The organism is Lacticaseibacillus parahuelsenbergensis (genome assembly GCF_030770265.1).
Lineage (GTDB): Bacteria > Bacillota > Bacilli > Lactobacillales > Lactobacillaceae > Lacticaseibacillus > Lacticaseibacillus casei.
In genome coordinates this window covers 1,492,595-1,507,255 of the sequence record NZ_CP132482.1, presented here as the reverse complement: position 1 = coordinate 1,507,255, position 14,661 = coordinate 1,492,595, and the positions used below count along the sequence as shown (strand labels likewise).

At 49.0% G+C, this 14,661-nt stretch carries 17 protein-coding genes; 16 read left to right on the top strand and 1 reads right to left on the bottom strand.

The features are described from left to right. Positions 1–108: 108 nt before the first annotated feature. From LACPH_RS07040 to glyS, 9 genes are all read left to right on the top strand, one after another. Entirely contained in the window at positions 109–1,095 is a 987-nt protein-coding gene (locus LACPH_RS07040; protein WP_010488201.1) for a PhoH family protein, read from the top strand. 3 nt (positions 1,096–1,098) lie between these two features. Then, positions 1,099–1,557 (top strand): rRNA maturation RNase YbeY, encoded by a 459-nt coding sequence (ybeY, locus tag LACPH_RS07035; RefSeq protein ID WP_049171404.1) that lies wholly within the window; start codon positions 1,099–1,101, stop codon positions 1,555–1,557. Next, positions 1,541–1,939, top strand: coding sequence for a diacylglycerol kinase family protein (locus tag LACPH_RS07030; RefSeq protein ID WP_070651915.1), 399 nt, complete (start codon positions 1,541–1,543; stop codon positions 1,937–1,939). The genes ybeY and LACPH_RS07030 overlap by 17 nt, the downstream gene beginning before the upstream one ends. Positions 1,940–1,941: 2 nt before the next feature. Continuing rightward, a complete protein-coding gene (locus LACPH_RS07025; RefSeq protein WP_010488204.1) occupies positions 1,942–2,331 on the top strand; it encodes a cytidine deaminase in 390 nt (129 codons plus the stop codon). Continuing rightward, positions 2,328–3,230 (top strand): GTPase Era, encoded by a 903-nt coding sequence (era, locus tag LACPH_RS07020; RefSeq protein ID WP_306387660.1) that lies wholly within the window; start codon positions 2,328–2,330, stop codon positions 3,228–3,230. The genes LACPH_RS07025 and era overlap by 4 nt, the downstream gene beginning before the upstream one ends. Next, complete coding sequence (recO, locus tag LACPH_RS07015; protein ID WP_306387659.1) at positions 3,230–4,045, top strand: DNA repair protein RecO; 816 nt, start codon at positions 3,230–3,232, stop codon at positions 4,043–4,045. The genes era and recO overlap by 1 nt, the downstream gene beginning before the upstream one ends. A gap of 111 nt (positions 4,046–4,156) precedes the next feature. Next, complete coding sequence (locus LACPH_RS07010; protein ID WP_306387658.1) at positions 4,157–4,468, top strand: hypothetical protein; 312 nt, start codon at positions 4,157–4,159, stop codon at positions 4,466–4,468. A 473-nt stretch (positions 4,469–4,941) separates the two neighbouring features. Next, the gene (gene glyQ, locus LACPH_RS07005) at positions 4,942–5,838 is read left to right on the top strand and encodes a glycine--tRNA ligase subunit alpha (RefSeq protein WP_029345495.1); all 897 of its coding nucleotides are present in this window, start codon (positions 4,942–4,944) and stop codon (positions 5,836–5,838) included. A gap of 1 nt (position 5,839) precedes the next feature. Beyond that, the gene (gene glyS / locus LACPH_RS07000; RefSeq protein ID WP_306387657.1) at positions 5,840–7,909 is read left to right on the top strand and encodes a glycine--tRNA ligase subunit beta; all 2,070 of its coding nucleotides are present in this window, start codon (positions 5,840–5,842) and stop codon (positions 7,907–7,909) included. Between the two features lie 132 nt (positions 7,910–8,041). Here glyS and LACPH_RS06995 read toward each other — a convergent pair whose 3' ends face one another. After that, the gene (locus tag LACPH_RS06995; protein ID WP_306387721.1) at positions 8,042–8,224 is read right to left on the bottom strand and encodes a hypothetical protein; all 183 of its coding nucleotides are present in this window, start codon (positions 8,222–8,224) and stop codon (positions 8,042–8,044) included. Here LACPH_RS06995 and dnaG point away from each other — a divergent pair. The 7 genes from dnaG to LACPH_RS06960 all read left to right on the top strand — a co-directional run bounded on the left by dnaG (position 8,150) and on the right by LACPH_RS06960 (position 14,376). Next, complete coding sequence (gene dnaG, locus LACPH_RS06990) at positions 8,150–9,874, top strand: DNA primase (RefSeq protein ID WP_306387684.1); 1,725 nt, start codon at positions 8,150–8,152, stop codon at positions 9,872–9,874. The genes LACPH_RS06995 and dnaG overlap by 75 nt on opposite strands. A gap of 13 nt (positions 9,875–9,887) precedes the next feature. Continuing rightward, positions 9,888–11,138, top strand: coding sequence for an RNA polymerase sigma factor RpoD (gene rpoD / locus LACPH_RS06985; protein WP_080958079.1), 1,251 nt, complete (start codon positions 9,888–9,890; stop codon positions 11,136–11,138). 149 nt (positions 11,139–11,287) lie between these two features. After that, a complete protein-coding gene (locus LACPH_RS06980; RefSeq protein ID WP_306387656.1) occupies positions 11,288–11,998 on the top strand; it encodes a tRNA (adenine(22)-N(1))-methyltransferase in 711 nt (236 codons plus the stop codon). Then, entirely contained in the window at positions 11,985–12,779 is a 795-nt protein-coding gene (locus LACPH_RS06975; RefSeq protein ID WP_306387655.1) for a Nif3-like dinuclear metal center hexameric protein, read from the top strand. Before LACPH_RS06980 ends, LACPH_RS06975 begins: the two co-directional genes overlap by 14 nt. 175 nt (positions 12,780–12,954) lie before the next feature. Beyond that, positions 12,955–13,143, top strand: a complete 189-nt coding sequence (thmT, locus tag LACPH_RS06970; RefSeq protein ID WP_025012407.1) for a 2-hydroxymuconate tautomerase — start codon at positions 12,955–12,957, stop codon at positions 13,141–13,143. A 34-nt stretch (positions 13,144–13,177) separates the two neighbouring features. Further along, positions 13,178–13,525, top strand: coding sequence for a metal-sulfur cluster assembly factor (locus LACPH_RS06965; RefSeq protein ID WP_306387654.1), 348 nt, complete (start codon positions 13,178–13,180; stop codon positions 13,523–13,525). Positions 13,526–13,632: 107 nt separating this feature from the next. Further along, positions 13,633–14,376 carry an SAM-dependent methyltransferase gene (locus LACPH_RS06960; protein WP_306387653.1) on the top strand — a complete coding sequence of 248 codons (744 nt, stop codon included), beginning with the start codon at positions 13,633–13,635 and terminating at the stop codon, positions 14,374–14,376. Positions 14,377–14,661: the final 285 nt, after the last annotated feature.

The following is a 14,661-nucleotide window of genomic DNA, read 5'->3' as shown; positions in this document are numbered from 1 at the left end:
TCTGAGGCCACTTACACTCCGATTTCTAAGCGCTCCTGCTCGCGCTCTTAAAATATGCTAAACTAATACCATCTTTACCGCTTAAAATATTTGTTAGGGGGCCAATATTTGGCACAGGAAACCTCGGAGAAAATTTTCCGACTTAGTAATCCCGACATGGCGATTAACCTTGTCGGCATTAATGATGCTAATTTGACGTTGATTGAAGAAGGCTTGAACGTGCGTATTTCGCCTTTTGGGGACGAATTACGCATTAGCGGTGAACCGGAGACGGTTAGTTTGACTTTGCAGCTGCTGGAAGCAACGAGTAAGTTGTTGTCGCAGGGCATTAAGTTGTCACCGCAGGATATTGCCAGTGCGGTTGCCATGGCGAAACGCGGGACATTGGAGTATTTTGCCGACATGTATAGCGAAACCTTGCTGCGGGACGCTAAAGGCCAGCCGATTCGAGTTAAAAATTTTGGCCAACGCCAATATGTCGATGCGATCAAGCATAACGATATTACTTTCGGGATCGGTCCTGCCGGGACAGGGAAAACTTTCTTAGCTGTAGTCATGGCCGTTGCGGCGATGAAGGCCGGACAAGTGGAGCGGATTATTTTGACGCGACCGGCCGTCGAAGCAGGGGAAAGTCTGGGCTTCCTTCCCGGTGACCTCAAAGAAAAGGTCGATCCTTATCTGCGCCCGGTTTATGATGCGTTGTACGCCGTTTTGGGTAAAGAACACACTGATCGGTTAATGGATCGCGGTGTTATTGAAATCGCACCGTTGGCCTATATGCGTGGCCGCACACTCGATAACGCTTTTGCCATTCTTGATGAAGCGCAGAATACAACGCAGGCACAAATGAAAATGTTTCTAACACGTCTTGGTTTCGGCTCAAAAATGATCGTCAACGGCGACATCACGCAAATCGATTTGCCGAATAATGCCAAAAGCGGTCTGCTACAGGCGGAACAACTGCTTAAAGGGATTAGTCACATTGCCTTTACACAATTTTCATCACAAGACGTTGTGCGGCATCCGGTTGTTGCCAAGATTATCGAAGCTTACGGCAAACACGATTTACAGCTGCAGAAACGGACAAAGGAGTAAGCGATGGATTTAGAATTATACGATGATGATCATTTATTAGACGCACAACATCATGATCTGATTCAGAAATTGGTTGCTTTTTGCGGACAACAGTTAAAATTACCAACTGATACCGAAATGTCCATTACGATTGTCGGTGATGATGACATTCAGAAGATTAATCGTGACTATCGCGACACCGATCGCGCAACAGATGTCATTAGTTTTGCGATTGAAGATGGCGAAGACGATCTGCCGCTACTTCCAGGCATGGCAAAGAACATTGGCGATCTGTTTATTGATCCGCTGACGGTTCGCCGCCACGCTAAGGAATATGGCCACAGCTTTGAGCGCGAGCTGGGGTACACGGTGGTTCACGGCTTCTTACATCTAAACGGCTATGATCACATTAAGCCGGAAGATGAAGCCGTGATGATTCCGCTTCAAAAGAAAATTCTGGCAGCTTATGGCCTTACCCGATAAACAAATCGGCAAAAACAAACATTTTATCCAAAGCGCCCGCCACGCGCTCGATGGGCTGCGCGTCTTTTTTGTCGACGAGAATAATTTCAAACGGGAATTTACCAGTGCAACGTTGGTGATTATTGCCGGCATCTGGCTAAAAGTACCGCCTTTTTCTTGGTTCGTCCTGATTCTAGCCATTTTGCTGGTTTTCTTAGGCGAATTATTGAATACCATTGTTGAAAATCTGGTGGATTTCATTATTGGGGAACACTATGATTTACGGGCAAAAAAAATTAAGGACATGAGTGCTGGCGCCGTTTTGCTGGTATCCTTAATCGCCGTGGTCGCCGGCGTTTATGTCTTTGGGCCACCATTGTTAGACCTTTTGAGGAGTTGGTAATGTTGTCTGTTTTACGTACCGCTGCCTTGGCAGCACGCGAAAATGCGTATGTTCCTTATTCCCATTTTGCGGTCGGCGCGGCTGTCCGGGTTGGTGACCGGATTTTTTCTGGTGCCAATATCGAAAATGCCAGTTACGGCCTAAGTAATTGTGCTGAGCGGAGTGCGATTTTTGCGGCTGTGAGCGCTGGTTATACCAAATTGGATGAATTACTGGTGATCGCCGACACGGAAGGCCCGGTTTCACCTTGTGGGGCATGCCGGCAAGTCATCAGCGAGTTCTTTCCAGCCGATGCGGTCATCACGCTGGCCAACGTTCGCGGCGATTCGCAACAAACAACGCCGCAAGCATTACTGCCAGGGGCATTTTCGAAAGGAGACTTAAACGCGTGAGCGAACATCATTCTGGCTTTGTGGCCATTATCGGTCGACCAAATGTCGGCAAATCAACTTTCATGAATCGGATTTTGGGTGAAAAGATTGCCATTATGTCACCTAAGGCCCAGACAACGCGGAATAAAATCAACGGCATCTATACCACGCCAGATGCCCAGATTGTGTTTGTCGACACGCCAGGGATTCATAAGCCTAAAAATGAACTTGATGACTACATGGATAAGGCAGCATTGTCGACCCTGAATCAGGTTGATGCTATTTTGTTCATGGTCGCTGCAGATGAGCAAAAGGGTGCCGGCGACGCCTATATTATGCGGCAACTTGCTGAGGTGAAGAAACCGGTATATTTGATTTTGAATAAAATCGATCTAGTTAAACCGGACGATCTTTTACCGCTTATCGAAAGCTATCAGCATGATTATGACTTCGCCCAGGTCTTCCCGATCAGCGCAACCATGGGTAACAATGTCGATGACTTATTGACCTCGTTGACCGCAGCTTTGCCAGTTGGGCCGCAATATTATCCGGAAGATCAGCTGACCGACCATCCGGAATATTTCGTCGTGGGTGAATTGATTCGGGAGAAAGTCCTCGAACTTACCCGCGATGAGGTGCCGCACGCCACAGCTGTCCAGGTCGAGCGCATGAAGGATCGCGAAGGCAGCAAGCTACAGATTGAGGCGTACATTATTGTCGAACGCGACAGTCAAAAGGGAATTATTATCGGCCGCGGTGGACAAATGCTAAAGCAAATCGGAATTCGGGCACGCCGGGACATTGAGAATTTGCTGGGCGATAAGGTGAACTTGAAACTGTGGGTTCGCGTCCAGAAAAACTGGCGCGACAATAATGCTTATCTCAAATCACTCGGCTACAACACAAAGGATCTGCGGTAATGGTCAAGCAAGCGCAAACCTTTGAGGGACTCGTGATGTCCCGCCAAAATTATCGCGAATCCGATATGTTGGTTAAAATTTTAACCGATCAGTTCGGTAAGAAAATGTTTCTGTTGAACCGGGCGCGCAAGCCCGGTTTTACTTTAGCTGCTGGCATTTTGCCATTTACGCATGCCGACTACATCGGGGAGATTCGTGAGTCGGGCCTCTCGTATTTGTCCGCAATTAAAAATGCCACGCAATACCGGCAGATTTCAACCGATATCACGCTAAACGCTTACGCATCGTACATCTTTGGGTTGCTCGATCTGGCTTATCCGGATGGGCAACCAGTCGAGTTTTGGTTTAATCAGATCAAGCAAGCCTTGCATTTGATTGATACCGGTCTTGATCCGCAAATTATCGCTAATGTGATCGAAGTTCAGATGCTTAAAGCGTACGGCGTGGAGCCCAATTGGCGCGGTTGTGTGATCGACGGTCGTACTGATTTGCCGCTTGATTTTTCTGAAAGCTATGGCGGTTTACTCTGCCAGCGTCACTGGGATAAAGATCCCCATCGACTTCATGCCAGTGCACGCGCGATCTTTTACCTGCGCCGATTCAGTACGTTGAATCTGGGTCAGGTTAAACACATTGACGTTAGGCCTGCCACCAAAGCCGAGCTAAAACGCATTCTGGATGTCATTTACACTGATATGGTCGGCATAACCCCCAAGGCCAAGCGGTTTATCGACCAAATGAATCACTGGCAGGATCGCCTTCCGGACGCGCATCAACCCAACGACTCCCAGTCGGACAACGAGCATCGAGAATAGTCATTGCTTTTCCACGTGTTTATGGTAGATTGAATATAAGTAAGCGATTTTTGAATTGATAATTTTTGGGTGAAAATGATTTTAGTGGGTGTTTTAAAAGGGGTGGCGAGCATGGCAAAGACATTACCCAGAGCTGTCAAAGTCTGGATGGGCGCAAACATACTGCAAATCGAGTTTGATAACGGACAAACGCGTTTTATGAGGACACATTTTATTGATGACTATGTTTCCGCATGGTCGCCAAGCAAGGGTAAGGGCAAACGAATCAAGCTTCTTATTGATCCTACATGGGAATGGTTCGGCTCAAATGCCAGAATCAAATCTGATGGCAGCATCATCCTTTTTGAAAAGGATACTTACACGCCGGAGGAGCTTTGGAACAACAGCAAACCCAGCATTGATCATTTGTCTGGGGTTAATTAACATTTCTTGAAGCGGCTTGGTGGCATGGCCATTTTCCGAAACGCGTTTACTGGCGCAGAAGTCTGCGTGTAAGGACCTCAGGCGCAATGGCCAAACCCGGGCCATCACACCTGAGGCAACTTACACTCCGACTTCTAACCGCGCCAGTTCACGCTCTGTTTTCAGAAAGTCGCTTGACAGCCCCCACCGCGATGCTATACTTATTAAGAAAATTGAATCGGTGATGAGAAAAAGGGTCATATCGGTACTGAACTTCAGCGAGTCAGGGATAGTGTAAGCCTGGTGGCGGTCGGTATGATTGGCGTTTTCGAACCAAATGATGAAGCTGCAGGCAGGTTTTGTAACTGTCTGAAGTAGGGTGGAACCGCGCAGAAGCGTCCCTACGCCATATCTTGGCGTAGGGACGTTTTCGTGTTTATAAAAACAGTAGCCCGAGCTAGGATCCACTTCAATTCACCGGGAAAGAGGTTGTCATGACAACAAAAATGGACATCCAAACGATGATCCAGACCCTGCAAAAATTCTGGGGTGACAAAGGCTGCATGTTGATGCAAGCCTATGATGTAGAAAAAGGTGCCGGCACCATGAGCCCGTATACCTTTTTACGGGCAATCGGACCAGAGCCTTGGAATGCCGCGTATGTGGAACCATCGCGGCGCCCGGCAGATGGTCGTTACGGTGAAAACCCGAATCGGCTGTTCCAGCATCACCAATTTCAGGTGGTCATGAAGCCGTCGCCGGAAAACATCCAGGATTACTATCTGGATTCACTGGCTGCGCTTGGCATCGATCCTTTGGAACACGATATCCGCTTTGTGGAAGATAACTGGGAGAATCCTTCCATGGGTTGCGCCGGTGTTGGTTGGGAGGTCTGGCTTGACGGGATGGAAGTCAGCCAGTTTACGTATTTCCAGGTGGTCGGCGGTCTTGAAGTGTCGCCAGTGACGAGTGAAATTACCTATGGCGTTGAACGTCTGGCCTCTTACATTCAAGACGTTAACAGTGTCTTTGATCTCGAATGGGGCGACGGTGTTTTGTATGGCGATATTTTCAAAGAACCTGAATATGAACACAGCAAATATGCCTTTGAAGTCAGCGACCAGAAAATGTTATTGGAATTTTTCGATGCTTATGAAAAAGAAGCATGGCGACTGATGGATCTCGGCTTGGTTCATCCGGCTTATGATTACATTCTCAAATGCAGCCACACCTTTAACCTACTAGATGCACGCGGGGCAGTCTCTGTGACGGAACGAGCCGGGTATATGAGCCGGATTCGCAAGATGGCGCACAAGGTCGCCCGGGCATTTGTAGCTGAACGCAAAAAGCTGGGCTTCCCATTGCTGCAGCACAAAACGGAGGTGCAATAACATGACGCATGACTATCTGATCGAAATTGGCCTTGAAGACATGCCTGCCCATGTTGTCACGCCAAGTTTGAATCAATTCCACGAGAAAACAGTTGCTTTTCTAAAAGCCAACCACCTTGAACATGGCCGCATTGACCGTTACGCAACCCCGCGGCGGCTTGCGTTACTGGTTCATGATCTGGCCGCTAAACAAGCAGATGTTGAAGAAGATGTCAAAGGCCCGGCGAAGAAGATTGCCCAAGATGCAGATGGCAATTGGACGAAGGCTGCGATCGGTTTTTCACGCGGTCAGGGCATGACGCCAGACGATATTGTCTTTAAAACCGTCAAAGGGGTCGATTATGTTTACCTGCATAAAGCGATCAAGGGAAAAAGTGCTGCCGAGATTCTGCCAGGGATGCTGGATGTCATCAAGAGTCTGACCTTCCCGACGCGAATGAAGTGGGGCGCGTATGATTTTGAATACATTCGCCCGATTCACTGGTTAGTCAGTTTGCTGGATGGTGAAGTTGTGCCGATGAAGTTGCTGGATGTTGAAGCCGGTCGTGTGACTCAGGGCCATCGCTTCCTCGGCAAACCCGTTTCCTTGCCGAATCCTGATGCCTATGTGTCTGCTTTAAAAGATCAATTTGTGATTGTGGAACCAGCGGCGCGTAAGCAGCTTATTCGCGACCAAATCAAGCAAATTGCCACCGATCATCAGTGGCAAATCGATCTTGATGCCGATTTATTGGAAGAAGTCAATAATCTGGTTGAATGGCCAACTGCTTTTGCCGGCACGTTTGACAAGAAATATCTGGCCATTCCTGAAGCCGTTCTGATCACCTCAATGAAGGACAATCAGCGTTACTTTTATGCCCGCGATGCGAACGGGAAAATGGTCAATGCCTTCATCGGCGTCCGCAATGGTAACCGTGATCACTTAGCCAACGTGATTGCCGGAAATGAAAAAGTGTTGACTGCCCGCCTTGAGGATGCCGCCTTCTTTTATGCAGAAGATCAAAAACGCAGCATCGCCGACGATGTTGAGCGCCTGAAAGCCGTCAGCTTCCACGATAAAATCAGTTCGATGTACGACAAAATGGCGCGTACAAAAGTTATTGCCGATTTGCTTGCTGACCAGTTTGGCCTCTCTGCCACAGACAAGGCTGATCTGGACCGCGCGGCATCGATTTACAAGTTTGATCTGGTCACATCAATGGTCGGGGAATTTCCTGAATTGCAAGGCATCATGGGCGAGCATTATGCGCAACTAGCTGGCGAAAAACCGGCTGTTGCCCTGGCCATTGCCGAGCATTACGAACCGATTGCCGCAGATGGGGCGTTGCCACAAAGTCTGGTCGGCACCGTATTAGCCGTTGCTGACAAATTGGATTCACTCATGAGCTTCTTTGCGGTTGATCTGATTCCAAGCGGCTCTAACGATCCATACGCTTTGCGCCGCCAAGCATACGGTATCGTGCGCATGATCGCCGCCCACGACTGGCCATTTGCGCTCGCTAAACTGCAGCCAGCGATTGCCCAAGCATTAGCTGCTGCAGGGAAAACAAACGGACTTGACTTTGCGGCCCATCAACAAGAACTTGACGACTTCATCATCGACCGCGCCAAGCAACTGCTGCAAGCTGAAAAAATCCGCCACGATATCGTGGAAGCAGTCACGGTTCGCAGTGACGCCGATATTGCCGGTATTTTGGATGCAGCCAAGCTGTTGACAGCTCACGCAACGGATGATGACTTTAAAGCGGTCATGGAAGCCCTAGGACGGGTTTTGCGGATTACCGGTAACAAAACTGTTGATACTCCGGTCGATCCCGATAAATTTGAAAATGCAACTGAAGGCCAGCTGCACGAAGCAGTGACGACGACGGCTAAGACCTTCGATGCTGAACCGACCGAAGCCGATTACCAAGCATTAAAAGCCTTGGTTGAGCCTATTAATGCTTATTTTGACGCCACGATGGTGATGGCCGACGATGCCGCGGTGCGGGCTAATCGCTTGGCTACCTTGCAGCAACTCGCCCAGCTTATTCGCCAATTTGGTGATGTCAGTCAGGTGATTGTTAAGTAGATTTGCCTTTTTGACGAGGACGCGCTATACTGTATCTTGTATTATTATGCCGATAGACTATTGAAAAGTCGCATTTCACATGAGAAGTGCGACTTTTTACCGCTATTTCAGTCGGTTCAAGTCGTGCAACAGTCAAGCGGGAGCGCCATTGCTGTTGCGCCTGTCATGGAAAGGGAGTGAGCTGATATCGCCGGAATGATTCCAGAGGCCACTGTCGATCAAGTCCTGAAAGCAGTTAATATTGCTGACTATATCGGACAATTTGTCCAGTTGCGTAAAACCGGCCAAAATCTTTTTGGCCTCTGTCCTTTTCATGAAGAGCATACGCCATCATTTTCCGTCAATGAGTCAAAGCAGATTTTCCATTGCTTTTCATGTGGGCGAGGTGGCAATGTCTTTAAGTTCGTGATGGACTACGATAATGTCACGTTTCCCGAAGCCGTTAAGAAAGTGGCTGATTTCGCCGGTATCCCGCTTAATGTGCAAATCGGTCACGCCGCACCGGTTGATCCGGAAATTGCCAAGCAGCAACACATCCTGCAAGATACGGCTGATTTATTTCACCACATTCTGGTCAACACCGAAAAAGGTGAAGCAGCACTGGCATATTTGCATAAGCGCGGGTTAACCGATGAAACGATTGAAGAATTCCAGCTGGGCTACGCGCCGGAAGAACGCAATCTATTGGTGGCTTTCCTGAATAACCGTAAAATCGATTATCAGGATCAACGTGCAAGTGGTTTATTTGTCGAAGATCAGGCAGGCAAACTGTTTGACCGCTTTAACGATCGTGTCATGTTTCCGTTGACAGACGGCAATGGTAAGGTGGTCGGTTTTTCCGGGCGGATCCTGCAAAATGATAAGTCGCAGGCCAAGTATCTGAATAGTCCGGAGACAAAGTTGTTTAACAAACGCGATGTTCTGTTTAACTTGCATCGCGCAAAAGCCGAAATAGGCCGCGACGGGGGACCGATTCTTTTTGAAGGCTACATGGATGTCATTGCTGCTTATCAAGCCGGCGTTAAAAACGGCATTGCGTCAATGGGGACCAGCCTGACGACCGAGCAAGTCGATATCATCAGCCATTTGAGCAAACGGTTGACTGTTTGTTACGATGGTGATGAACCCGGCCAAAGAGCCATTGAACGCGCAGTGACGATGTTAGCCGATCATCCTAGGCTGCAAACCGATGTGGTGGTTTTGCCGGATGGCATGGATCCTGATGAATATATTCGAGCCCGCGGTGCTGAAGCTTTTCAGGCGCAAGTCAAGTCGGTTTTGACACCAACAGCTTTTATGTTACAATTCTTGGCCCGCGGCGTGGATATGCATAATGATCAGGCAAAACTGACTTACCTGAATGCTGCACTCAAAATCATCGGTAAAATCGGTGATCCGGTTGCGCGAGCAGTCTATGTTAAACAACTAGCCGAAACGACCGATGTACCGATCGCGGCGTTGAATCAAAGTTTGCCCAAACCGCAGCAGTCACAACCGCCCGTTGCGCGTCCCGCTGTCACGGAACAACCGGCACGCCCGCTTGATCGATACACGGCGGCACAACGGCAGTTATTATATTATGTATGGCATGATGATTTGGTAATGCAGCGGTTGAAAAATGCCGCATTTGCATTTCCAACCGCTTATTTCCAGACACTTTTTACCGGCTGGCTGAACTTTTTGCATGAACAGCCAGACGGTGATTTGGCAGGATTCCTGGATCGGGTTGATCCCGAACTCAGCGGCGTGGCGGCGGATGTTGCCATGCAGTCATTGCCTGAAGCCACTGAGGCAACCATTGACGAGTTAATTCAGACGATCACGTCTGCCTCGACGGTGACCCGACTGCAGGCAATCAAACAGGCGATTGTTGAAGCGCAACGTTTGGGAGACAAGCAGAAACAAGGCGAGTTAACGGTTCAATATGTGAATCTCATGAAACTTTTGAAGCAACAACAAGGCTAGGGGAGGAACTTTAATGGCTGAGAAAAAAACAGCAACTGAAGTAAGCAAGACCACAAAGAAGACAACGGCTGCATCTGCCAAGAAGACAGCAACCGATGTGAAGGCGACGGCCAAAAAGACCGCAACCAAGAAAACAACGGCCAAGAAGACTACCGCTAGCAAGACCCACACAACCACAAAGGCATATGATAGTGCTGTCAAGGCTGTGATCAAAGATTACAAGAAGAAAAAGCAGATTACCGAAGATGACCTGACCGCTAAATTGATCAAGCCATTCGAGCTTAAGAGCAATGCGATTGATGATTTGATGCAGAAAATCGAAGACAACGGCATTGCGATCGTCGATGAGAATGGCGAACCGGCAACCATCAGCCTGAAGAAGCAAAAAAAGGTTTCCAAAAAGGAAATGAGCGACATGTCTGCACCTTCAGGGGTTAAGATCAATGACCCTGTGCGGATGTACCTGAAGGAAATCGGTCGTGTTTCCTTACTGACGGCGGACGAAGAAGTCGCGCTGGCGCTGAAGATCGAACAAGGCGATCAAGAAGCCAAACAACGCCTGGCTGAAGCCAATTTACGGTTGGTTGTTTCAATTGCCAAGCGGTATGTCGGCCGGGGCATGCAATTCCTGGATCTGATTCAGGAAGGCAACATGGGCCTGATGAAGGCGGTCGAGAAGTTTGATTACCGCAAAGGCTTCAAATTCTCCACGTACGCGACCTGGTGGATTCGTCAGGCGATCACCCGTGCGATTGCCGATCAAGCCCGCACCATTCGGATTCCGGTGCATATGGTTGAAACCATCAACAAGCTGATCCGCATTCAGCGGCAACTGCTTCAGGATCTTGGTCGTGAACCAACACCTGAAGAAATTGGTGCCGAAATGGATATGCCAACTGAAAAAGTCCGTGAAATCCTTAAAATCGCCCAAGAACCGGTATCCCTTGAAACCCCAATTGGTGAAGAGGACGATTCCCATTTAGGTGATTTCATTGAAGATCAGGACGCCACCAGTCCGGAAGACCACGCTTCCTATGAACTGCTCAAGGAACAGCTGGAAAGTGTTCTCGATACCTTAACTGACCGCGAAGAAAATGTTTTGCGGTTGCGCTTCGGTCTTGACGATGGTCGTACTCGGACACTGGAAGAAGTCGGCAAAGTCTTCGGTGTGACCCGCGAACGGATTCGGCAAATTGAAGCAAAGGCGCTGCGGAAACTACGCCATCCAAGTCGTTCCAAGCAACTTAAAGATTTTCTTGAATAATTAAAGCAAGTCTGCAAAGCCGCCGTCTCTCGGTTGAGAGATAGCGGCTTTTTGCGTTCAAACCAATTGATTTTAGACCGAATACCAGCATCTTCGCATCAGTTTGTTATAATGAAAACTGTTAATTAGATGAGGGGATCGTAAAGTTAATGGATCATATACATTTATCAAAGCGCCTGCAAACGATCAGTACGTTTATCGAACCCGGCGAACGGGTTGCGGATATTGGTACCGATCATGCTTTTTTACCAATTGAGCTTGTGCAGCGCGGCATCATTCAATTCGCCGTCGCCAGTGATATTGGCGCCGGTCCGGTGGCAATCGCCAAACAAAACGTGGCTGCCGCGGGGTTAACCGAGCAAATCGACGTGCGCCAGGCAGACGGCTTAGCCGGTATCAAGCCGGTTGATGCCATCTCGACCATTGTCATTGCTGGCATGGGCGGGCAATTAATTACCAATATTCTCGACGCAGGTAGTACGCGCATGGACGGCACTGAAACACTGGTACTGGCGCCGAATCGTCACCAATATGATGTCCGTCTCTGGCTAGACAAGCATGGATACGGTATTATCAGCGAACAGATTGTCGAAGATGAAGGTCATATTTACGAGATGATGGCAGCTGGTAAAACCAAACCAGATGTTCCGTATTCAGAAGCAGATCTGCGCTTCGGCCCCATTTTGCGCCGCCAGAAAAATCCGGTGTTTATGAAAAAGATGCATCGGGAGGCTGAGAAGACCGAAGCCGTTCTTGAGGGGTTGGCAGACGCGCGAATGGTGCCACTGGCTAAGATTCGCGAACAGGAGCATATCCTGGCGCTCATTAAGGAGGAGTTAAACGCACATGACAAGCGGTAAGCAGATTATCAATCGATTCGAAGATTATGCACCTTTAAGCCTTGCTTGGGAACGGGATCCCAGTGGGCTGCAATTAGGCAATCCAGAACGAACAGTCAAAACGGTTTTGGTGACCCTTGATGTTCGTCCGGAAGTGGTTGAGGAAGCCGAAGCGGTTCATGCTGACATGATTTTTTCCCACCATCCGGCCATGTTTCGGCCAGTTCACAACCTCGACCTGCGGGTACCGCAAAACGCTATGTATGCGCAGATTCTGAAGGACGATTTGCTGGTTTATAGCGCCCATACGAATTTGGATCGGGTTCAGGAAGGTATGAATGACTGGCTGGCCGAAGCACTCGGTTTAAGCCAGGTCGTGCCGTTTATTAACGAAGGTGAAGGCGCCAATATGGGGCGGATCGGCCTTTTACCGGAACCAGTCCGGCTCGAAGCCTTCGTTGAACAGGTCAAAGCTGCTTACAACGTTAAGGGACTCCGGGTGATCGCGCGCGACTTGGATCGCCAGGTTCAGCGGGTTGCCATTCTTGGCGGTGATGGCGGCGACGCGTTCAACGATGCCAAGGAAGCCGGCGCGGATGTTTTCATTACCGGTGATGTGTACTATCACACCGGCCATGACATGTTGGCAGCGGATTTGCCCGTCATCGACCCAGGCCATCACATCGAAGCCATCATGAAAGGCAAAGTAGCCGCCTTGATCAATGAATGGGCAGCGGTAGAAGGTTGGGACGTCAAAGCTATTCCGTCCAAGTTATCCACGGATCCGTTTACGTTTATGTAGTCACCGTCAGATAATCCAAAAATTCAGAGATCAATCGCTGTGTTTGCCAAATTGCCAACTAACGCCGAGAGAGCAGCATATGTTAGGTTTCGCGAAAACGTGCGCAAAACGGCTTTGCATGCTAAAATGAAACAAATTAACTTTCACCAAATGATGATTGAAGGAGCGAAATGCTATGCCATTAGTCCATATTGATTTAATCGAAGGCCGCTCACCGGAGCAATTGAAGGCACTTGTCAAAGATGTCACTGCCGCAATTGTTAAAGATACCGGCGCCCCAGCTGAACATGTGCACATTGTGTTAAACGAAATGGCAAAAGAACATTACGCCGTTGCGGGTGTTTTAGCGGCCGATAAGGCGTAAGGTTCTGCAATTTTTTGGAAAGAAGGGACCGCTGATGGCAGATCATAACGAAGCCACCACCCAGGATCAGGCATATTTTGATAAAATGAAGCAACAGATTCTTGATGCGCTGGAGACAGTGATCGATCCTGAATTGGGAATCGATTTGATTAATCTTGGGCTCATTTACGGGGTTGATCTGGATGAAGATGGCAAGTGTACCGTTGAAATGACGCTGACCACGATGGGTTGCCCATTGACGGATATGCTGGATGCCGATATTAAGCGGGCCTTGACTGCGATTGATGGGATCGAGAGTGTCGAAATCCATCTGGTTTGGTACCCGGCATGGGGCCCGGAACGGCTCAGTCGCTATGCCAAAATGGCACTGGGTATCCATTAACGTTTTGGTTGTCAAAATTCACCGTAAAAGCCGCCGTTTCTGGCGGCTTTTGAGTGTTTTCCTGCAAGTTTCTTTTTTACTAGCATTCGTTAAATATCGAGGTTGACATGGCTTATTGGACCCGGTTAAATGAATTAGCGCGCAAGTATACGCCCATTTTGCCACTTAAAGAACAAATGACGGCAATGGATGCGTGGCAAAGGGCAGTGGCAAATCATCGCCTGCCGCAACACGCCTTACCTTGGTTAGGATTGACTGCGCCGCAAATCGAACATGCTTTAGCTTTGCCTGACGCTCGATTGGCAGAGTTGCAACAACTGGATCATTTGTTGCATAATTTTCGGCGTTACATTGCGTTTCATTATGGGATGTGGTCATTTGTCCACACCGACTTCTTTAACGTCTGGCATCATTTATATGGCTCCCAGCGGTATTTGGAAGTCGCAGCCGGTAACGGTTACGTTAGCGCCGGGTTGCGGGCGCAAGGGGATACCACAATTACAACGGACGCGCACACTTGGGTCAAAGAAAACGTGACCGGCCAGCAACCCTTAGTCCCAGTTAAAACCGCCACCGCTAATGCTTCCTTGTTCCTATATGCCGACCAGGTTGATGCGGTGGTCATGGCGTGGAGCCCGGATAAGGATCCGAACGATGTGCGCTTTTTACATATCATGGCGCGGTCTTTTCCCGATAAACAATTGTTTGTGATCGGTGAGCGCCAAGGGGCCACCAACAGTCGCTTGTTTTGGCAGGAAGCTCGACAGGTACCGGATAGACGCGTGTTCGCGTTGAATCGGGCCTTGGGTCATTTCGATGCGATTCATGAGCGGGTGTATCGGTTGCAGTGATGCTGGCTGGTGGATTAGGGACTGTTTCTGACAGTGCATTGTTAGTTGAAAAGAGAGTTTTCTGGCGCCATAACGCGTTCGCCGGCGCAGAAACCTGCGTGTAAGGACCTTGGTCGCAATGGCCTAAGCCCAAGGATACTTGCACACCATTTTCTAAACGGGCTGGTTCACAATTCTGTTCGCCCATAACGCGTTCGCCGGCGCAGAAACCGGAGTGTAAGGACCTCAGTCGCAATGGCCAAGACCGGGCCATCACGACTGAGGCCACTTACACTCCGGTTTCTA